The 18951-nt window shown below is 63.7% G+C and carries 18 protein-coding genes and 1 pseudogene; 15 read left to right on the top strand and 4 right to left on the bottom strand.

Annotated features, from left to right (window positions below; translation table 11 throughout):
• Window positions 1-4: 4 nt before the first annotated feature.
• The 4 genes from NHH73_18550 to NHH73_18535 all read right to left on the bottom strand — a co-directional run bounded on the left by NHH73_18550 (window position 5) and on the right by NHH73_18535 (window position 5245).
• On the bottom strand, window positions 5-1654 hold the full coding sequence (locus tag NHH73_18550; GenBank protein ID USX24610.1) for a tetratricopeptide repeat protein: 1650 nt from the start codon (window positions 1652-1654) through the stop codon (window positions 5-7).
• Window positions 1651-3522 carry a type II and III secretion system protein gene (locus NHH73_18545; GenBank protein ID USX24609.1) on the bottom strand — a complete coding sequence of 624 codons (1872 nt, stop codon included), beginning with the start codon at window positions 3520-3522 and terminating at the stop codon, window positions 1651-1653. Before NHH73_18545 ends, NHH73_18550 begins: the two co-directional genes overlap by 4 nt.
• Window positions 3523-3584: 62 nt before the next feature.
• Window positions 3585-4523, bottom strand: a complete 939-nt coding sequence (locus tag NHH73_18540) for an AAA family ATPase (GenBank protein USX24608.1) — start codon at window positions 4521-4523, stop codon at window positions 3585-3587.
• Between the two features lie 5 nt (window positions 4524-4528).
• Entirely contained in the window at window positions 4529-5245 is a 717-nt protein-coding gene (locus NHH73_18535) for an ABC transporter ATP-binding protein (protein USX24607.1), read from the bottom strand.
• 180 nt (window positions 5246-5425) lie between these two features.
• Here NHH73_18535 and NHH73_18530 point away from each other — a divergent pair, with 180 nt between their 5' ends.
• The 15 genes and pseudogenes from NHH73_18530 (at window position 5426) to NHH73_18460 (ending at window position 18896) form a co-directional block, all read left to right on the top strand.
• On the top strand, window positions 5426-7132 hold the full coding sequence (locus NHH73_18530; GenBank protein ID USX24606.1) for a GspE/PulE family protein: 1707 nt from the start codon (window positions 5426-5428) through the stop codon (window positions 7130-7132).
• A gap of 1 nt (window position 7133) precedes the next feature.
• On the top strand, window positions 7134-8363 hold the full coding sequence (locus tag NHH73_18525; protein ID USX24605.1) for a type II secretion system F family protein: 1230 nt from the start codon (window positions 7134-7136) through the stop codon (window positions 8361-8363).
• A gap of 41 nt (window positions 8364-8404) precedes the next feature.
• The gene (locus NHH73_18520; protein USX24604.1) at window positions 8405-8902 is read left to right on the top strand and encodes a type II secretion system GspH family protein; all 498 of its coding nucleotides are present in this window, start codon (window positions 8405-8407) and stop codon (window positions 8900-8902) included.
• Between the two features lie 66 nt (window positions 8903-8968).
• Window positions 8969-9115, top strand: a pseudogene (locus tag NHH73_18515) (prepilin-type N-terminal cleavage/methylation domain-containing protein).
• Between the two features lie 465 nt (window positions 9116-9580).
• On the top strand, window positions 9581-10072 hold the full coding sequence (locus NHH73_18510) for an MSHA biogenesis protein MshC (GenBank protein USX24603.1): 492 nt from the start codon (window positions 9581-9583) through the stop codon (window positions 10070-10072).
• Complete coding sequence (locus tag NHH73_18505) at window positions 10062-10715, top strand: type II secretion system GspH family protein (GenBank protein ID USX24602.1); 654 nt, start codon at window positions 10062-10064, stop codon at window positions 10713-10715. Before NHH73_18510 ends, NHH73_18505 begins: the two co-directional genes overlap by 11 nt.
• A 4-nt stretch (window positions 10716-10719) precedes the next feature.
• Window positions 10720-11655 carry a prepilin-type N-terminal cleavage/methylation domain-containing protein gene (locus NHH73_18500; GenBank protein USX24601.1) on the top strand — a complete coding sequence of 312 codons (936 nt, stop codon included), beginning with the start codon at window positions 10720-10722 and terminating at the stop codon, window positions 11653-11655.
• Window positions 11652-12134, top strand: coding sequence for an agglutinin biogenesis protein MshP (locus NHH73_18495; GenBank protein USX24600.1), 483 nt, complete (start codon window positions 11652-11654; stop codon window positions 12132-12134). Before NHH73_18500 ends, NHH73_18495 begins: the two co-directional genes overlap by 4 nt.
• Before the next feature lie 136 nt (window positions 12135-12270).
• Window positions 12271-13215, top strand: coding sequence for a pilus assembly protein PilM (gene pilM / locus NHH73_18490; GenBank protein ID USX24599.1), 945 nt, complete (start codon window positions 12271-12273; stop codon window positions 13213-13215).
• Complete coding sequence (locus NHH73_18485; GenBank protein USX24598.1) at window positions 13212-13928, top strand: MSHA biogenesis protein MshI; 717 nt, start codon at window positions 13212-13214, stop codon at window positions 13926-13928. Before pilM ends, NHH73_18485 begins: the two co-directional genes overlap by 4 nt.
• Window positions 13925-14674: a hypothetical protein gene (locus NHH73_18480; protein ID USX24597.1), complete on the top strand. Its 750-nt coding sequence runs from the start codon at window positions 13925-13927 to the stop codon at window positions 14672-14674. The genes NHH73_18485 and NHH73_18480 overlap by 4 nt, the downstream gene beginning before the upstream one ends.
• Window positions 14659-15048: an MSHA biogenesis protein MshK gene (locus tag NHH73_18475; GenBank protein USX24596.1), complete on the top strand. Its 390-nt coding sequence runs from the start codon at window positions 14659-14661 to the stop codon at window positions 15046-15048. Before NHH73_18480 ends, NHH73_18475 begins: the two co-directional genes overlap by 16 nt.
• Window positions 15049-15058: 10 nt before the next feature.
• The gene (gene mshL / locus NHH73_18470; protein USX24595.1) at window positions 15059-16855 is read left to right on the top strand and encodes a pilus (MSHA type) biogenesis protein MshL; all 1797 of its coding nucleotides are present in this window, start codon (window positions 15059-15061) and stop codon (window positions 16853-16855) included.
• Window positions 16856-16857: 2 nt separating this feature from the next.
• Entirely contained in the window at window positions 16858-17760 is a 903-nt protein-coding gene (locus tag NHH73_18465) for an AAA family ATPase (protein USX24594.1), read from the top strand.
• The gene (locus NHH73_18460) at window positions 17757-18896 is read left to right on the top strand and encodes a tetratricopeptide repeat protein (GenBank protein USX24593.1); all 1140 of its coding nucleotides are present in this window, start codon (window positions 17757-17759) and stop codon (window positions 18894-18896) included. Before NHH73_18465 ends, NHH73_18460 begins: the two co-directional genes overlap by 4 nt.
• Window positions 18897-18951: the final 55 nt, after the last annotated feature.

Genomic DNA, 18951 nt, shown 5'->3' with positions numbered 1-18951 from the left:
TTTCTTATGGCTGCGCCGGAGCGCCCAGCTCGTGCATGCGCAGGCGCAGCGCCTTCTGGTCGAAGGCAGCCGCCTTGTCCTGCGACAGCACCAGCGCGCGCTGATAGTAGGTCAGCGCGAGCCGGCCCTGGTTCAGACGGTCCAGGCCGATGGCCAGGTTGTAGGCGTAGTCCGGATTGTCGGGCGAGGCGCTGTAGGCGCGGAAGAAGGTTTGCTGGGCGTCGGACCAGCGGTTCTGCTGCGCGTACAGGTTGCCCAGCGCGAACAGCGCCGGACCGGCCTCCGGGTTGGTGGTCAGGATGGCCTTGAGGCGGCCTTCGCTTTGGGCGGCGTCGCCCGAGCGCATGCTCACCAGGCCGGCGACTGCGGTGGAGTCGTTCGGATCGAGTTCAAGCATGCGCAGGTAATACGACGCCGCTTGCGCGCCCTGGTTCTGGCGGGTATGCACCATCGCCAGGCCCAGCAGCGCGTCGCGGCTGGTCGGTTCCTGGCGCAGTGCGGACTCGTACTGCTTTTGCGCGTTGGGCAGGTCGCCGTTGCTGAAGGATTGATAAGCGGTTTCCACGGCCGGCGCGATCCTGGCCGGCTGCACGGCGCGGGCGACGCGGATCTCGGCATTGTTGTCGGGCGCGGCAACGGGCGGCAGTCGTTCCGCGCGCGGCGTCGATGCTGCCAGCTGGGTTTGGATCGCCTGCTGGGCGGCGGCCAGTTCCTGTTCGGTACGGGCCAGGCGCAGCTCCAGGTCGTCGCGGCCGCCACGGTTGACCGACGGCGCCAGCATGGCGCTGCCGCTCGGATCGACCGCCATCGGGTCGGCGAAGCCGCCGGGGGCGCCGGTGGCTGGCTGGCCGCCTGGATCAGGTTGGCCGGCGGCGGCGCCGATCACCTGCACCGGCGTGGCGCCGGTAGCGCCCGGAGGCGGCATCGGCACCGGCGGCAGGCGTGAACCGGCGCCGGGTGCGACCACCGCCTGCCAATAGTAATAGCCGAAGCCGAGGACGATCAGCGCCAGTATCGAAAGCAGACCGATCAGGCGCAGGCGTTCCGGATCCATGCCGACCGGCTCGTCTGTCGTGGCGGCCGCCGCGCGGGCGCGCGCCGCGCCGCGCGGCTTGCCGGCGGCCTTGTCGCTGGACTGCGGTTTGGCCGGGGCGGATGCTCTGGCGCCCGCCGTGGGCCTGGCGGCGTTGGTGCCGTCGTTGTTCTGGGCGTTGGCCCGGGTATTTTGCCCGGCGGCGGCGCTGGCGGTCGGTGCGGAGGCCGTGGCCGACAGCGGCGCTTGCGGCTGCGCGCGCTGCGGCGCCGCCGCGGCCGGTGTTGGCGCCACCGGCGCGGACGGATCGGGCGTCAGGTCGAACGTCAGGCCGGCGTCCAGATGATCGCTGGGCGGTGGCAACGGGCTTGGCGAGGGACGCGGCGTCAGGCTGGCGGCCGGCGCTTCGGGCGCCAGCGGTTCCAGGCTGAATTCGGCCATCGGCTCCAGGTCCAGACTGAGCTCGCGCTTGGCTGGCGGCACGGCGGCGTGCGGCGCCGGCTCGGGCGTGAGCGCCAGCACCGCGTCGAATTCCTCCGACGGCTTGTCCACCTCGTCCTCGACCGCCGAGCTTTGTTTGGCGCGCTCGGCCTTCTTTAGCGCCTGCATCAGTAAGCTCATGATCCGTTCCCGTTGGTGGTGGGGGCAGGGGGGGCTGTCGGCACGGGGTAGGGTTCGTTGTCCGGCTTTTCGCCCGGCAGCAGGTAGCGGTAATCCTTGTAGTCGCCGTTGACGCTGGCGTCCTTGACCACGATCGGGCGCATGAAGATCACCAGTTCGGTCTTGGTGCTTTTCTCGTTACGGAACGAGAACAGGTCACCGATCACCGGCATGCTGCCCAGCAACGGCACTGAATCCTTGGCGTTGTCGACCGAGTCTTGCATCAGCCCGCCCATCACGGCGATCTGTCCGCTCGGTACTTTCATCAGCGATTCCAGCTCCCGCGCCTGGATCACCGGCACGAGGCTGTGCACGTTGGCGGCGGCCAGCGCCGGATTCGGATCCTCGACGGTGCCGACTATGCGCGTGATGGTCGGGCGCACGTTGATGGTGACGTCGTCATTGTCGGCGATCTGCGGCGTCACGCTCATGACAAAGCCGACCGGCACCGTCTCCAGCTTCGATTCGTAGGTGGCCGGCGAGGTCGGCGTGCCGTTCAGGCCCAGCACGGCCGGCGTGACCTTGATCGAGAAGAAGACATTGTTGTCGACCACCTTGAGCAGCGCCGTCTGGTTGTTCATCACGCTGATTTTTGGACTCGACAGTACTTTGACCTTGCCGAACGATTCAAGCAGCTCCAGCGTCGCGGCGATGCTGCCCAGGCTGGTGACGGGATTGTTATATTTCAGCAGGAAAATGCCTTGGCTGCTGCCGGGATTGACAGCGCTCGGCAGCGTGGTGGTGCCGACCTGGCCCTGGGTCATGCCCAGGCGGCCCGAACGCGACAAGGTCGACCAGTTGATGCCCTGCTGGTAATTGTTGTTGAGGCGGACCTCGATCACAGTCGCCTCGATCAGCACCTGGCGTTTGGCGGCGCCCAGCACGATATCGACGAACTCGCGGATTTTCTCGTGCTGGCGGCTGGTCGCGCGCACCGCGATCAAGCCGCCCTCGGCGTTGACGATGACGGAGTTGGTACGGGTGTTATTGGTGCGCGACTGGCCGAAGGCGCCGCCGTCAAGAACCGCCGGCGTCTGCTGGCCACGGCCGGGTTGTTGCGAGCCGTCCGCCGTGCTTTGCTGGATGTTCGGCTGGATGCCGGCCAGTGGATCGACCGGGTTGTCGGCCAGGTTGGAGTTGCGCAGCATGTCGCGGATATTCTTTTCCAGCGTGAACCAGAAATTGTTGTCGGAACGGTTGTTCACCACCGTCGTCGAGTTGTTGCTGCCGTTGGCGGTGCCACTGTTGCTGTTCGACGATTGGGTGTTGCCGCCCGTGTTGCCGCCGCCCGACGCGGTCGCGCCGACCGGGTTGGAGGCGCCGCTGCCGCCGCCGGTGGTGGAGATCTGCGTCGCGATATTGACGCTGCTGCTGGTGCTGCGCGCAATGTTGACGTAGTCGATCTTGTAGTTGCGCCACTCCGGCGTGTCCGGCAGCACCGATAAAATGCCATTGTTGATTTCATAACGCATATCGACCTGGCGCTGGATGCGGCTCAGCAGCTGGGGCAGGGTCTGGTCCAGCGCGTTGAGCGTGACCATGCCCTCGATGCTGGGATGGACGTCCACGTTCAGGCCGGCGTCGCGCGCCAGCGCGAACAGCAGCGATTGCACCGGTACCTTGTGCACGGTGACGCTGTAGGTCTCGACCTTGGCGGCCGGCTTGGGCGGCGGCAGTACCGCGCTTTGCCTCACCGGCTCCGGAATCGAGCCGCCCGGGCGCGGTGCTTCGCTAACGTGGGCGGGCGAGGTCGGCAGCGTACGCGTGGCGCAGGCGCCAAGTAACACACTGCAAGCCACGGGGACGATGGTCAAGGCGAATTTATTCATTGTTTCTTCCGGCCCGGGGGGAACGCAGGATGTTGTGCATATGCAATATAGCTAGCATGATCTTACAAATTCGGTGCCACCGCAAGGACGCTCAAGCATATTGCTCCAATTAAAAGCCCCAGCAAACACCCGATTGCAACAGTCCGATTAAAGAAGCGGCCCGCGCGCCGATTTAACAATGTGTCCGCGCCGCCACGGCCAAAATGCGATTCGCTGATCGCCGCGCGCACATGGCGCTTGTCGACCACGCCGGCGTCGTCGGCGAAGGCTGCCAGCAGCGCCTTGTCGGCCAGGATGTTGATGCGGCGGACGATGCCCTCCGAACTGTCGCCGATCATTTTGGCGGCAGCCGCGCTGAAGACGGCCGGGCCGTCGTGGCCGGCCGCGCGCAGGCGGAAGTCGAGGAACTCTGCCACCAGCGCCGGTTCCATGGCCGGCACGTGGAAGCTGTGCGTGATGCGCTCGCGCAGCTGGCGCATGCTCGACAGCGCCAGATGCTGGTCAAGCTCCGGCTGGCCGAACAGCACGATCTGCAGCAGCTTGCTGCGCGCCGTTTCCAGATTGGTCAGCAGGCGAATCGCTTCCAGCGTTTCGAGCGGCATCGCCTGCGCCTCCTCGACCAGCAGCACGACCTGCTGGCCCTCGCTGTGGCGCGCGATCAAATGCGCGTGCAGGCCGCGCTGGACCTCGTCAACCCGGAAGCCGCGCGTCGGCAGGCCCAGTTCGGCGGCGATCGCGAACTGGACATCGACCGGGTTCAGATTCGGGTTGACCAGATAGATCACCTCGATATGCGGCGGCAGCCGGCTCTCCAGCATGCGGCACAACATGGTCTTGCCGGCGCCCACCTCGCCGGTCACCTTGATGATGCCTTCGCCGTGGCACACCGCATACAGCAACGCTTCGAGGATTTCGCCGCGCGTGTTGCCGGAATAGAAAAAGGCCGGGTTCGGCGTGATGCCGAATGGCGATTCGCGCAACTGGAAATGGGATTGGTACATGCTGCTCACGCGATGCAGGCCAGGAAGGCTTGCTCCAGGCTGGCGGCGCCGTATTGCGCGCGGCATTCCGCCGGCGTGCCGCTAAAACGGATCCGGCCGTCATGCAGAATGGCCATGCGGTCGCACAGCTCGTCGACATCGGCCAGCGCGTGCGAGGTCAGGAACAGCGTGCTGCCGGCGCGGTGAAGGCTGCGCAGTTGCTCTTTCAACAGCGCGCGGGCCTTTGGATCGAGGCCGCTCATCGGCTCGTCCAATATATAGAGGGGCTTGCGCGCGAGCAGGCAGGCGGCCAGGCCCAGCTTTTGCGTCATGCCTTTGGAATAGCCGCGCACGGTGCGATTGAGCGCGTCGGGGTCGAGGTCGAGCGCGCGCATCATCGCGCCGACTTCCGCGGCATCGTAGCGCAGGCCTTGCAGGGTCAGCAGATAGCGGATGAAGTCGGCGCCGGTCAGGTAGTACGGCGGCGTGAAGCGTTCCGGCAGAAAGCCCAGCGGCTGGCGGCTGGCGGGGCGGTGGTGCGGCTGGCCGAAGATGTCGATGCTGCCGCCGTCGAGCGCGCAAAAATCGAGCACGCATTTGATCAGGCTGGTCTTGCCGGCGCCGTTCACGCCCACCAGGCCGAAGCATTCTCCCGGTTGCAGTTCCAGATTCACGCCGCGCAGCACGCTGGTGTGGCCATAGCGTTGAACAACTTGTTGCAGGCGCAGCGCAGGTACGGTCATGAAAGGGAATAGTGGCCACAGGAAACGAACCACAACTGTAGCGCATTCGTGCGAAGAAAGCGACATCCTGTGCAGATAGGCGAGCTTGGCATTGGGGAAGTGGGGTAATCTGCACTAGAATGGCCGCAAGTTGTCGTGCGGCATTAGTAGCGGCGCGTTTTGTCTCATCTAGGAGCGGGTATGGCAAGGCCGGAAAAAGTCAGGCTGGGGGAAATTCTCGTACAGCAAAAGCTGCTGTCGGAAGAACAACTGGGGCTGGCGCTGGCCGACCAAAAGCGCAGCGGCCGCAAGCTTGGCCGCGTGTTCATCGAGAACGGCTACGTCACCGAGGAGCAGATCGCCAATGCGCTGGCGCGCCAGCTCAGCATCCCGTACCTGAACCTGAAGTTCTTCAACGTCAATCCCGAGATCGTCCGCATGCTGCCGGAGACGCAGGCGCGCCGCTTCCGCGCGCTGGTGCTCGAGGACCGGCGCGGCGTGCTGCTCGTCGGCATGTCAGACCCGACCGACCTGTTCGCGTATGACGAGATCGCCCGCATCGTCAAACAGAACATCGAACTGGCCGTCGTCAACGAGACCGAGGTGCTCGGCGTCATCGACCGCATCTACCGCCGCACCGAGGATATCTCCGACCTGGCGCGCGAGCTGGAGCAGGATCTGGGCGACGTCTCGGTCGACTTCGGCGCGCTCGCTGCCGCCAATCCGAACCTGGAAGAGGCGCCCATCGTCAAGCTTTTGCAGTCGGTGTTCGACGACGCCGCCCAGGTGCGCGCCTCCGACATCCACATCGAACCGCAGGAAGGGCGGCTGCAAATCCGCTTCCGCATCGACGGCGTGCTGCACCTGCAGACCGAAACCGATATCAAGATCGCACCATCGCTCGCGCTGCGCCTGAAGCTGATGTCCGACCTCGATATTTCCGAGAAGCGCCTGCCGCAGGACGGCCGCTTCGCCGTGCGGGTGCGCAACCAGCGCATCGACGTGCGTATTTCGACCATGCCGACCCAGTACGGCGAATCGGTCGTGATGCGTCTGCTGAGCCAGGGCGGGGCCCAGCTGCGGCTCGACGCCATCGGCATGCCGCGCGCGCTGGTGGAAAAGTTCCGCGCCATCATCCAGCGTCCGAACGGCCTGGTGCTGGTCACCGGGCCGACCGGGAGCGGCAAGACCACTACCTTGTACTGCGCGCTGTCGGAGCTCAATTCCGTCGAGAAGAAACTGATCACCGTCGAGGACCCGGTCGAATACCGGCTGGCCGGCATTAATCAAGTGCAAGTCAACGACAAGATCGACCTGAATTTCGCGCGCGTGCTGCGTTCGGCGCTGCGGCAAGATCCGGACATCGTGCTTGTCGGCGAGATGCGCGACCAGGAAACGGCGCAAATCGGCCTGCGGGCCGCCATGACCGGGCACTTGGTGTTGTCGACCTTGCACACCAACGATGCGATGAGCACGCCGCTTCGCCTGATGGACATGGGCGTGCCGCGCTACATGGTCGGCAGTTCCCTGCAGGCGGTGCTGGCGCAGCGGCTGGTGCGCATGATCTGTGAAAGCTGCACCACGCCGTACGAGTTGACGCCGACCGAGCGCGAGTGGCTGAGCATGGAACTCAACGATAAGGTGGACAAGGCGCGCTATTTCCACGGCAAGGGTTGCTCGCATTGTAACGGCATGGGCTATCGCGGCCGTACCGGGGTCTACGAGCTGCTGGAGATGACGCGGGCGGTGGTCGATGCCGCCAACGATCCCGATCCGGCCCACTTCCTCAAGGTGGCGGCGACGCAGATGGCCGGCGAAACCTTGCGCCGGCACGCGGTGCAGCTGGTGGTGCAGGGCCGCACGACGGTGTCCGAAGCGATGCGCATCAGTAACCAGACCGAGGATTGACGTGCCGTTCTTCGCCTACAAAGCCCGCAACGCGCGCGGCGAACTGATGCAGGGCGTGCTGGAGGGCCCGGACAGCGGCGCCGTCGCCGATCAACTGTTCAATACCGGCGTGACGCCGATCGAGATCACCGTCACGCAAAAAGCGGTCGCCGCCAGTGGCGAGAGCTGGCTGTCGCGGCTGCTGGAGAAGAAGGTCACGTCGATGGACGTGCAATTGTTCAGCCGCCAGTTGTATACCCTGCTCAAGTCCGGCGTGCCCATCATGCGCGGGCTGGCGGGCTTGCAGGAATCAGCGGTCAGCAAGTCTTTCGGCAAGGTCATCAAGGATTTGCGCGAGTCGCTCGACTCGGGACGCGAGCTGTCGGCCGCCATGCGACGCCATCCGGACGTGTTTTCGCCGTTTTACCTGTCCATGGTGCGGGTGGGCGAGATGACCGGGCGGCTGGAGGAGGTATTCCTGCGCTTGTTCGATCACCTGGAGTTCGACCGCGACATGCGCGAGCGCGTCAAGACGGCAACCCGTTATCCGAGTTTCGTGCTGATGGCCATGGTCGCTGCGATGGTGGTCGTCAATATGTTCGTGATACCGGCGTTTGTCGGCGTGTTCAAATCGCTGCACGCCGAGTTGCCGTTGATGACCAGGATACTGATCGGCACCTCCAATTTCACCGTGCGTTACTGGCCGATGATGGCGGTCGCTGTTGTGGCCGGCGTGTTCGGCTTCCGCGCCTGGGTTGGCACGGAGCGCGGCTTGTATCAGTGGGACAAGTTCAAGCTGAAGATTCCGGTCGCCGGCAAAATCATCCTCAAGGCCACGATGGCGCGCTTCGCCCGCAGCTTCGCGCTGTCCAACCGCAGCGGCGTGCCGATTGTGCAAGGGTTGACGGTGGTGTCGCAGACGGTGGACAACGCCTACCTGTGCGCCCGCGTCGAGCAGATGCGCGACGGCGTCGAGCGCGGCGACAGCATTTTGCGGACGGCGGCGGCGGCCGGCGTGTTCACACCCGTGGTGCTGCAAATGATCGCGGTGGGCGAGGAGAGCGGTTCCATCGACGATTTGATGGACGAGATCGCGCAGATGTACGAACGCGAGGTCGACTACGAGCTCAAGACGCTGTCGGCGCAGATCGAACCGATCCTGATTGTCTTCCTGGGCATGATGGTGTTGGTGCTGGCGCTGGGCATCTTCCTGCCGATTTGGGATCTGGGCAAAGCCGCCTTGCATAAGTGATGCCGAAAACGAGGCGGTTACTGATTTTCTTGCCAACATTTGTGACGCAGAAACAACGGGGCGCAAGTTTGCTGGAGTTTGCCCTGGTCATCGTCATTGTGGGCATATTGACCACGGTTTTGCTGCAACGGATTTGGCATTATCAAGGCGAGGCCGAGGTGGCCGCGATGCGAACAACGGTGGCGAACTTGCGAACCGCCTTAGAAATTAAGGTTGCGCAGGGGAAATTGCCCGGTGGAACGGAAGATTTAACGATCTTGGCCGAACAAAATCCGTTTGATTGGCTGAAAGATAAGCCCGTCAATTACGCCGGCGCTTACTTTTCCCCTAGCGACGACGACATCGGGGGAGGGAATTGGGCGTTTGATCGAACTGATAAATCGGTGATTTATTTGTTAAATATCAGCAGTGGCTTCTTAGATGCTCCCACGAAACGTTTGAAATTCAAGGTAAAATTACTTCGCTTGCCCCATCGCCCCGCCAAGCCGTCAGGCGCACCAGCCCCCCTCGGTGTGGCCTTTGAGCAAGTGAAGGACTGACGCAATCCGCGCTGTCTTTCTTCAACTTAATGGACGACTTGGAGAAATGTAATGAACAAGGCAGCGATGAGCGCATTCCGTAAACCAGCAGCCCAGTCGGGCTTCACGCTGATCGAATTGATCGTCGTGATTGTTATCCTCGGCATTTTGGCGGCGACGGCGCTGCCACGGTTTACGAGCTTGGGTGGTGATGCCCGTGCCGCGTCCATATCGGCCGCGCGCGGAGCGATGTCTTCCGCATCGGCGCTGGCTCGGGGCCAGTTCCTGATCAATCCAGCCGCAGTTGTTAATAATGTCATGCAGATGGAGGGCGTCGGCGTGACCATGGTCAACGGGTACCCGGCCGCAGCATCGATTGCCGTCGCCGCAGGCCTGAGCAATTCGGACTACACGATTCTTCCCGCAGGTACCGCCCTCGGCGCCAACAACCCTGCAGTGCCTGCGGGTGCTGTTGTGATCCAGCCAAACAGCGTGGCCACGACCCCAACTGGTTTGAATTGCTTTGTAATGTACACGCAGTCTACCGGCGCCAACGTTGCGCCGATCCTCAGCAACGCGCCTACTGTCGCTAACTGTCAGTAAGCGTCACGCCGGCATGGTCTCGCTTTGACTCGCCATCACCATCAGCGGCGCCTCGCTGGCGCTGCTCCTCACCCGCAGACCGCCGGCGGCTTCACCATGGTTGAGTTGGTGACCGTGATAGTGGTGATGGGCATCCTCGGCGCCATTGCGGCGTCGCGATTTTTTGATGGCGATACGTTCGCAGGGCGCGCATATTCCGATCAAGTCAAGTCCGTGATCCGCTATGCGCAGAAGCTAGCCATCGCGCAAAACCGTCGGGTATTCGTCGTGGCGACGCCAGCCAGAGTTGCTGTCTGTTTCACTAATAACTGCAACGCCGCCGCTGCACTCGCTTTCGCGCCGGGCAGCAGCAACACTGGTAGCACGGCCACCCGCGCCGCCTGCACGCTCGGCAACGCCTATATCGCCAACTGGATGTGCGAAGGGACTCCCGCCAACATGGCGGTCGCGGGAACTCCCGCCGCCGGCAACTTCTTCTTTGATCCCATGGGCCGGTCCAGCTTGGGTGCGCCATTGACTTTGACATTTACCAGCGGTGCCAGTGTTTACCAGTTCACTGTGGACCCCGAAACCGGATATGTCTATTAAACGCCAGCGCGGCCTCACCATCATCGAACTGGTGATGTTCATGGTGATCATGGGTGTCGCCGCCGCCGGCATCATCGGCGTTATAAACATCGGCACCAAATCCAGTGCCGACCCGCTGCGCCGCAAGCAGGCCATGCTGATCGCCGAAGCCTACATGGAGGAAGTGCAATCGGCCGGCCTCACTTTTTGCGCTCCCGCCGACGCCAACTACGGTACGGCAGTTGCCCAAGCCGGATGCGCCACGGCAGCCGGTGCCGCAGGGTTCGGCCAGCGTCCGGGCGGCGCGCTGCGTCCCTATGCCAGCGTCGCCGATTATGTGACGACGCCGGGCGTCGAACGACGCGCCTTCGCCGGCGCGGATGGGGTGGATCGGGACGTGAACGGCCGCGCGCTGGGTCAGGATCAAAACCTTAATACAATGGGAAACAGCTCGCTGGGTCCGATTACGACGACTGTGGAAATCAATGTACTGGGTCCGGCGGGATCGCCTAACGGCAATGGCGCGCTCGGACCGAACGGCCGCAACATCGTCTCGACGGCCAACAACTTGCAGGTGTTGAAGATCACCATCCGCACCACTTACGGCCCCGGCGAAACCATACAGCTGGATGGCTACCGCACGCGGTACGCGCCAACCCTTTAAGTCCATGAAAAGCAGCCTTCGACATTTGCGGCATTTTGCAACTCGCCAGCGTGGTTTCACGCTGGTGGAGGCGATCGTCGTCATGGTCGTTACCGGCATACTGGCTGGCATCATGGTGCTATTCATCCGTCGCCCAGTGCAGAACTACACCGACGCCGCCGCCCGCGCCGAGCTTACCGACGCGGCCGATCTGGCCTTGCGCCGAATGGCGCGTGAACTGCGCAGCGCCTTGCCCAACAGCGTGCGCCTGACGGTGAACAACGGCGTCTGGTGGTTGGAGTTTATCCCGACGATATCGGGGGGCAGGTATCTCTCGGTCGAGGCCAATACCGTCAACGGCACGCCGTTGAGTTTCACGAATCCTGTCGCAGCGCCGTTTCATGTGGTGGGCCCAATGCCAACGCCTGCGTTGACTTTCTCGCCAGCGGGGGCGAACAATTATATTGTTATCTATAACTTGGGGCCGGGGTTTTCCAATGTCGGTGCCGATGCCTACTTTCGCGATAATCTCGCACGCGTCACTAATGCAAATCCAGGGGACCGCACCATTTCTTATGAGCGGTATAAAGACGGTGACGCGCCTGGCAATAAGATCAATCCATTCGCGTCGACCAATCCCAATACGTCGCCCGGCCAGCGTTTCCAAGTGGTGACGGAACCTGTGACCTTCCGATGCCAGGGACTGGCAAATGGCAGAGGCACCTTAACGCGGTCAGTGGCCGCCAACTTCCTCGCCGTCCAGCCGACTCCCACTGCGGCCGCCGGCAATCTGATGGCCAACAACGTGGTCGCTTGTAATTTTTCCGTCAACGGTTTCGGAACTCAGCAGAGCTCGCTGATTGGTTTGAATCTCGCGCTGGGCCGCCCAGATATCAATGGTGGCAACGCCGTTGAAACCATCACGCTCACCCATCAGGTCCAAGTCGACAATACGCCATGAAGCTGCGAATGATAAGAAAATCGGGCGGCGTCGCGCTGGTGACCGCCATCTTTTTACTGGTGGTGCTCGCAGGGTTGGCGGCGGCCGTAGTGTCGCTGACGACTGCGCAGCAAAGCAGCGCCTCGCAGGATGAGCAGGGCGCGCGTGCATATCAGGCGGCGCGTGCGGGTATGGAATGGGCGCTCTTCACTAGCTTGCAGCCAGACGGGGCGTTGGCCGGCAATCCATTGGGCTGTCCCTCGGCGGTCAGCTTCGGCCTGCCGGCCGCTACGTTAAGCGCCTTCACCGTGACGGTGTCTTGCCTGGCCGGTCCCGAATTGGGTTATGGCTCCGCCGATGCGACTCAACCTGATTCCACCGCAGGCGGCATCGCCATTCGGTCGGTCGCCTGTAACCAGCCCGACCCGGCGACTGGCAACTGCCCAAACGCCGCGCCAGGCCCGGATTATGTGTCACGGCGGATCGATGCGCAGCTATAAAGAAACAAGCCACATGACAATGTGTGTGTTTTTGTGGCATTACTATTAATTTTTGGCAAACGAGCGGTGTAACTTGAATATAATCAACCAACTAGCGCGTAAACCTCGTGTGCTGGTAATCATCTAGGTTGCTGGTATGGGATTCCTCAAAAGAAGCAAAAAGAAGGATGGCTGGCTGACCGTCTCGTTCCAGCGCGACGGTATCTGCGCTGGCCGCGTGCAGCGCGTGCGCGACGCCAAGGCGGTGGTCGAGCTGTCGTCGTTCTATCCGTCCACTGCCAGCCTGACTTCCGAATCGCTGGAAAAAGTGAGCAAGGATTTGAAGGCCGCCAATTTCCTCTTCGGCACCATGCTGAGCGGCGGCGAATACCAGATGCTGACCGTCGACGCACCCAACGTCCCGCAGGACGAATTGAAAACGGCGGTGCGCTGGCGCTTGAAGGATATGCTCGATTTTCATGTCGACGACGCCACCATCGACGTGCTAGACATTCCGGTCGACCCGAACGCGCCGTCGCGCGCCCATTCGATGTTCGCCATCGCCGCCCGCAACGCGCTGATCCAGTCGCGCCAGGGCCTGTTCGCCGAGGCCAAGATCGAACTGAACGTCATCGACATTCCGGAAATGGCGCAGCGGAACATCTCGGTGCTGCTGGAAACCGAAGGCCGTGGCCTGGCGATGCTGTCGTTCGACGGCGACGGCGGCCTGCTGACGATCACCTTCAAGGGCGAGCTGTACCTGTCGCGCCGCATCGACGTGACCTTGCCGCAACTGCTGGAACCAGACACCGACAAGCAGCAAACCTTATTCGACAAGATTACCCTGGAGCTGCAACGCTCGCTGGATCACTTCGACCGCCAGTTCAACTATGTCAACGTGATCAAGCTGCTGCTGGCGCCGACCGGCGCGCAGGGCTTGCACGAATATCTGGCGGCCAATCTCTACATGCCGGTCGAGGCAATGGGCCTGGAGGATGTGTTCGACCTGAGCAAGGCGCCGGCGCTGCTTGACGTCGAGCAGCAACAGCGTTTCTTCCTGACCCTGGGCGCGGCCCTGCGGCACGAGGAGGTGGTGCTGTGAGTCAGCAGATCAACCTGTTCAACCCCATCTTCCTCAAGCAGAAGAAAGTATTCACGGCCTTGCCGATGGCCGAGGCCTTGGGCGTGATCGTCGCCGGCGCGCTGCTGCTGACGTGGTACGCCGGCCAGCGTGTGGCCGAGCTGGAAACATCCGCCGCGTCCGGCAAAACCTTGCTGGCCGACCGCGAGCGCCGTCTGGCGGAGGCCAGCAAGCAATTCGCGCCACGGCAGAAAAGCGCCACCATCGCAAGCGAGGTCGCCCAGGCCGAGGCGGAATTGAAGTCGCTGCAACAAGTGGAATCGGTGCTGCGCGACGGCACGCTTGGCAACGCGGCAGGCTATGCCGAATATTTCCGCGCGTTTTCGCGACAGAACGTCAGCGGGCTGTGGTTGACAGGCGTGTCGATCGTTGGCGCGGGCAACGATATCGGCGTGCAGGGACGTGCCATGCAGCCGACCTTGATACCGGCCTATATCGCGCGCTTGAAGTCGGAGCGGGTTATGCAAGGCAAGAGCTTCGCCAGCCTGGATATTTCACGGCCGGACGCGCAACTGACGCCGGTCGCCGCGCCGCCGCCCGCCGCGCCGGCGACCATCGAAGGTGTAGCCGTGCCGACCGCCGCTCCGGCAGCCGTGCCCGCACCGGTGGCGACGACGGCGCCGTTCGTGCAATTCAGCCTGCAATCGAGCGCTGCGGCGAGGACCGAACAATGAAGCAGCAACTGCAACAGCAATGGCTCAAGCTGAGCACCAAGCTGGACGCGATGACCCTGCGCGAGCGCGCCATGGTGTTCGTGGCGGTGACGGCGGCGCTCCTGTTCCTCATATATACGATCGCGGTTGAACCGATGCTGGCCAGGCAAAAGCTGCTGCTGGCGCAGATCAAGCAGCAGCAAAACCAGATCGCCGGCATCGACATGGAAATCACGGGCAAGGCCCAAGGCTTCAATATCGATCCGGATGCGCAGGAACGGGCCAAATTGCAGGCGGCACGCGCTGAAATCGACCGTATCAGCGCCAGCTTGCTGGCCGTGCAAAAAGGACTGGTGGCGCCGGAGAAGATCGCGCCGTTGCTGGAAAACCTGCTGAGTGGCCACGGAAAACTGCGCTTGATGGCGATGAAGACCCTGCCGGTGGCGGGCATGAACGAACGCTTCGCGGAATCCACGCCGCCTGTGGCCGCAGGCACACCGCCGCTTGCCGCCGCAGTCCAGCCAAATCCGTCAATCCAGCCGGCGGTCGCCGCGCAGAAGCCGCGCGAGCTACTGTACCGGCACGGCGTGGAGATCGTCTTGCAGGGCAGCTATCTGGACATGGTCAGCTACATGGCCGCGCTGGAGGCATTGCCGGTGCAACTGTTCTGGGGCAAGGCCAGCCTGGATGCGCAACAGTATCCGAATTCGCGCCTGACCTTGACGCTTTATACGCTGAGCCTGGATCAGAAATGGATGAAACTATGAGCGCCGCGGTGCGATATGCCTGCTTGGCCGGCGCGCTGTCGGCGCTGGTGCTGGCCGCGTCGCCGGTGCAAGCGCAGACCCTGGCCGATCCGACCCAGCCGCCGCCGGAATCGCGCCTGCTGGCGCCGGGCGCCGCCGATACGCCGACGGTCAGCGCCGGCCCGCGCTTGCAGTCGATCCTGATCGGCACGCGCGGACGCGAGGTGGCGGTCATCGACGGCCAGACGCTGCGCAAGGGCGACAAGATCAATGGCGCCGTGCTGGTCCAGATCGGCAAGAACCAAGTGGTGTTGCAACACGGACGGGCGAAGCAGGTGCTGACCCTGTTCCCCGACACCGGAACGGGCGGGAAGACGCCCGTTCATCAACGTTAAACGAATGCATATGCAAAAAATACTGACCATCGCCATCATGACGACGCTGCTGCTGAACGGCTGCTCGACGCCGCCCAAGCGCGATACCTATAACAAGATCAACGCCGAGGTCGATGCCGCGCTCAAGGCCAAGCCTCCGGCCGCCGCGCAGGCCGACGCCGTGGCCAGCGCCTTGCTGCCGCCGGTGTCGCAATTGACCGAGCAGTTGCCGAAGGCGCGCGCCGTGCTGGAGGAACGCTTCAACGTGTCGTTCAACAACGTGCCGGTGCAGCAGTTCTTCAACTCCATCGTGGCCGGCACCCGCTACAACATGCTGATCAACCCTGAGGTGACGGGCAACATTACCGCCAACCTGAAGGATGTGACCTTGGTCGAGGCGCTCGACGCGGTGCGCGAGTTGTACGGTTACGACTACAAGATCGAAGGCACGCGCATTTACATCCGTCCGCTGACGATGCAGACCAAGATGTTCAAGGTCAATTACCTGACCGCGATCCGCAAGGGCGTGTCGAGCCTGCGCGTGTCGTCGACGTCGGTGGCCAGCGCCGGCACCAGCAACAGCGGTTCGCAAAACAATTCCGGCAACAACAATAACTCGGGCAATAACAGCGACAACTCGGGCAACAACGGTAACAACGGCAACAATGGCAACAACTCCGGCGGCAACCAGAGCCAGCGGGACGCGGCCAACGTGCAAACGACCTCCGCCAGCGATTTCTGGCTGGAGCTCAAGACGGCGCTGGAGGCGATCATCGAAACGGGCAAGGACGGCCGCAGCGTGACGATCAGCCCGCAGTCAGGCGTGATCGTGATCCGCGCCATGCCCGACGAGCTGCGCAACGTCGACCAGTATCTGCGCGCGACCCAATTGTCGGTCGACCGCCAGGTGATTTTGGAGGCCAAGATCCTTGAGGTGGAGTTGAATAGCAACTTCCAGAGCGGCATCAACTGGGCTGCTTTCGGCAAGCTCAGCACCAACAGCCGCATCTCGGCCGGCCTGGTGCAGCCGGGCACGTCGCTGACGCCGCTGGGCCTGAGCGCGTCGGGGTCGCTGTCGAGCAACGGCGCCGCCGGCGCGGTGGGCGTGCCGGGCGCGTCGATTGGTGCCGTGTCCGACGCGGTCGGCTCGCTGTTCGGCCTGGCGTTCCAGACCAGCAATTTCGCGGCGCTGATTTCCTTCCTCGAAGGGCAGGGTACCGTGCACGTTCTGTCGAGCCCGCGCATCGCGACCCTGAACAACCAGAAGGCGCTGCTCAAGATCGGCACCGACGAGTTTTTCGTGACCGGCATCAGCACCACGACAACGACCAGCGGCACCGGCACCGGCGTCACCACGCCGACGTTGACCTTGCAACCGTTCTTCTCCGGCGTGGTGCTGGACGTGACGCCGCAGATCGACGACCACGGCAACATCATCTTGCACGTGCACCCGTCGGTGAGCCAGGTCTCGACCGTCAACAAGGGCGTCAATCTGGGTGCCTTGGGTAACTTCAGCCTGCCGCTGGCGGCGTCGTCGACTTCCGAGATGGACAGCATGGTGCGCGGCCAGGACGGCCAGGTGGTCGCCATCGGCGGCCTGATGCGCCAGGCGACGACGTCGGACCGTTCCGGCGTGCCGGGCGCGAGCGACATTCCCGTGGTCGGCGCATTGTTCCGCGCCTCCAGCGAAGTGATCCAGAAACGCGAATTGGTGGTGCTGATCAAGCCGACCATCGTCGAGTCCAGCTCCGACTGGAACCAGGACTTGCTCGACAGTGGGCGCCGCATCAAGGAGCTCGATCCGCGCCGCGCCAGGGAGCGCAACTGACCATGTACAGCAAACACTTCGGCCTGCGCGAGGCGCCGTTCAGCATCACGCCGGATACCAGCTATTTCTTCACCAGCCCGCATTCCCAGGAAGCGCTGAACACCTTGCTGGTGGCCGCCAAGAGCGGCGAGGGCTTCATCAAGATCACCGGCGAGGTCGGCACCGGCAAAACGCTGCTGTGCCGCAAGTTCATCGCCACGGTCGGGCCCGAGTTCGTTACCGCCTATATTCCCAATCCCTACCTGGAGCCGCGCACGTTGATGCTGGCCCTGGCCGACGAGCTGGAGGTGACCCTGGCGCGCGATGTCGACCAGCACCAGATGCTCAAGTCGATCACCTACCGCCTGATCGAACTGGCGCACGCCGGCAAGCAGGTCATGCTGTTGCTCGACGAGGCGCAGGCGATCCCGGTGGAGAGCCTGGAAGCGTTGCGGCTGCTGAGCAATCTGGAGACCGAAAAGCGCAAATTGCTGCAAATCGTGCTGTTCGGCCAGCCGGAGCTGAACCAACATTTGCAGGCCAATTCGATCCGCCAGTTGGCGCAGCGCATCACCTTCCATTACCACCTCGGCCCGCTGAGCCGGGACGACATCGAATACTATCTGGCCCACCGTTTGCGCGTGGCCGGCTACACGGGCGGGCGCCTGTTCAGCCGGGGCGCGATCGGCAAGCTGTTCCGCGCCAGCGGCGGCATTCCGCGGTTGGTCAACATCATGGCCAACAAGTCGCTGATGCTGTGCTTTGGCGAGGGCCGGCAGCAGGTCACGCGCCGCCACGTCAAGCTGGCGGCGCACGACACCAACGGCGTCGTCGGCGCGCGCGCCGGCCTGCGCTGGCCGTGGCTGGCCGCCGGTGTCGGCGTGCTGGTCGCGGCGTGCGGTTTGACGTGGACGCTGACCAAATGAGCCTGATCAATAAAATGCTGCAGGATCTGGACAAGCGTGGCGGCGCCGGCGACGACGCGGTCCATCCCCAGGAATTGAAGGCGGTGCCGGCGCCGGAACGCGATCGCCGGCCGTTGATGCTGGCAGGCGCCGGTGTGGCGGCAGCCGCCGTGCTGGCCGCTGGCGGCTGGTATGGCTGGGAGTACTGGCATAGCCACCGCGCGCCGCCGGCGCCGGTGCCGAAGGTGGTGCTCAACCAGCTTCCGCCGGGCGCCGTGAGCGTGCCGCCGCCAGCCGAGCCAGTGATCGAAGCCGCCAAGCCGGTGACGCCGGAACGGGCATCCGCGCCGGCCGCCGAAGCACTTGCCGAGCCGGCGCGGAAACCTGCCCAGCCGGCCCAACTTGACACCCCGCCGGCCAAATCCGCGTCGGCCCGCGCGGCGGCAACGCCGACGCTGCCGTCCGGCAGCATGCCCGTATCCGATGAAGCCATCGCGTCCAGGCCACGCCGCCCCGTGCCCGACGGCGAGGCGCACCGTCCCGAACGCAAGGCCGCTCAAACGGAGGGCGTGAGCCGGCGCGAACTGACGCCCAAGCTCGAATCCGACGGCGCCTACCGCCGCGCGCTGGTGGCCTTGCAGGAAGGCCGCCTGAGCGTAGCGATGGCCGATCTGGAGCGGGCGCTGGAGATCGATCCGCGCAACGAGGCGGCGCGCCAGACCTACGTCAGTCTGCTGCTGGAAAATAAGCGAACCGACGAAGCGATCCGCCAGCTGCGCCTGTCCCTCGGCATCGATCCGCGCCAGCCGGGGCTGGCGATGGTGCTGGCGCGGCTGCAACTGGAACGCGGCGGTCCTGCGCTGGAGACGCTGATGGCGACCCTGCCATACGCCGGCAACAGCGCCGATTACCTGGCCTTCCTGGCCGGCGTGCTGCAGCGCGAGCAGCGGCACGCCGAGGCGGCGCGCTACTACCGCGACGCGCTGCAACTGGGGCCGGGCAACGGCGTCTGGTGGATGGGGTTGGCCATTTCGCTGCAGGCCGACCAGCATCTGCCCGAGGCGCGCGACGCCTACGCGCGCGCGCGCGGGGCGGCCGGCATGACGCCGGAATTGCTGGCCTTCATCGACCGCAAGCTGGAGCAGTTGGCGCGCTAATTTAAGTCGCTCACCGGGGTGTTTTTTTAGCATTATACATATGCTAATCGTGATA

The organism is Oxalobacteraceae bacterium OTU3CINTB1, assembly GCA_024123955.1.
Taxonomy (GTDB): Bacteria; Pseudomonadota; Gammaproteobacteria; order Burkholderiales; family Burkholderiaceae_D; genus Rugamonas.
The sequence above is the reverse complement of the archived record's forward strand: the minus strand, read 5'-3'. Positions and strand labels throughout refer to the sequence as shown.

Bases quoted from the DNA above. Each gene is read 5' to 3' on its own strand.
- NHH73_18550 (USX24610.1), bottom strand. From the start codon at position 1,654: ATGAGCTTACTGATGCAGGCGCTAAAGAAGGCCGAGCGCGCCAAACAA.
- NHH73_18545 (USX24609.1), bottom strand. From the start codon at position 3,522: ATGAATAAATTCGCCTTGACCATCGTCCCCGTGGCTTGCAGTGTGTTA.
- NHH73_18540 (USX24608.1), bottom strand. From the start codon at position 4,523: ATGTACCAATCCCATTTCCAGTTGCGCGAATCGCCATTCGGCATCACG.
- NHH73_18535 (USX24607.1), bottom strand. From the start codon at position 5,245: ATGACCGTACCTGCGCTGCGCCTGCAACAAGTTGTTCAACGCTATGGC.
- NHH73_18530 (USX24606.1), top strand. From the start codon at position 5,426: ATGGCAAGGCCGGAAAAAGTCAGGCTGGGGGAAATTCTCGTACAGCAA.
- NHH73_18510 (USX24603.1), top strand. From the start codon at position 9,581: ATGGTTGAGTTGGTGACCGTGATAGTGGTGATGGGCATCCTCGGCGCC.
- NHH73_18505 (USX24602.1), top strand. From the start codon at position 10,062: ATGTCTATTAAACGCCAGCGCGGCCTCACCATCATCGAACTGGTGATG.
- NHH73_18500 (USX24601.1), top strand. From the start codon at position 10,720: ATGAAAAGCAGCCTTCGACATTTGCGGCATTTTGCAACTCGCCAGCGT.
- NHH73_18495 (USX24600.1), top strand. From the start codon at position 11,652: ATGAAGCTGCGAATGATAAGAAAATCGGGCGGCGTCGCGCTGGTGACC.
- pilM (USX24599.1), top strand. From the start codon at position 12,271: ATGGGATTCCTCAAAAGAAGCAAAAAGAAGGATGGCTGGCTGACCGTC.
- NHH73_18480 (USX24597.1), top strand. From the start codon at position 13,925: ATGAAGCAGCAACTGCAACAGCAATGGCTCAAGCTGAGCACCAAGCTG.
- NHH73_18475 (USX24596.1), top strand. From the start codon at position 14,659: ATGGATGAAACTATGAGCGCCGCGGTGCGATATGCCTGCTTGGCCGGC.
- mshL (USX24595.1), top strand. From the start codon at position 15,059: ATGCAAAAAATACTGACCATCGCCATCATGACGACGCTGCTGCTGAAC.
- NHH73_18465 (USX24594.1), top strand. From the start codon at position 16,858: ATGTACAGCAAACACTTCGGCCTGCGCGAGGCGCCGTTCAGCATCACG.
- NHH73_18460 (USX24593.1), top strand. From the start codon at position 17,757: ATGAGCCTGATCAATAAAATGCTGCAGGATCTGGACAAGCGTGGCGGC.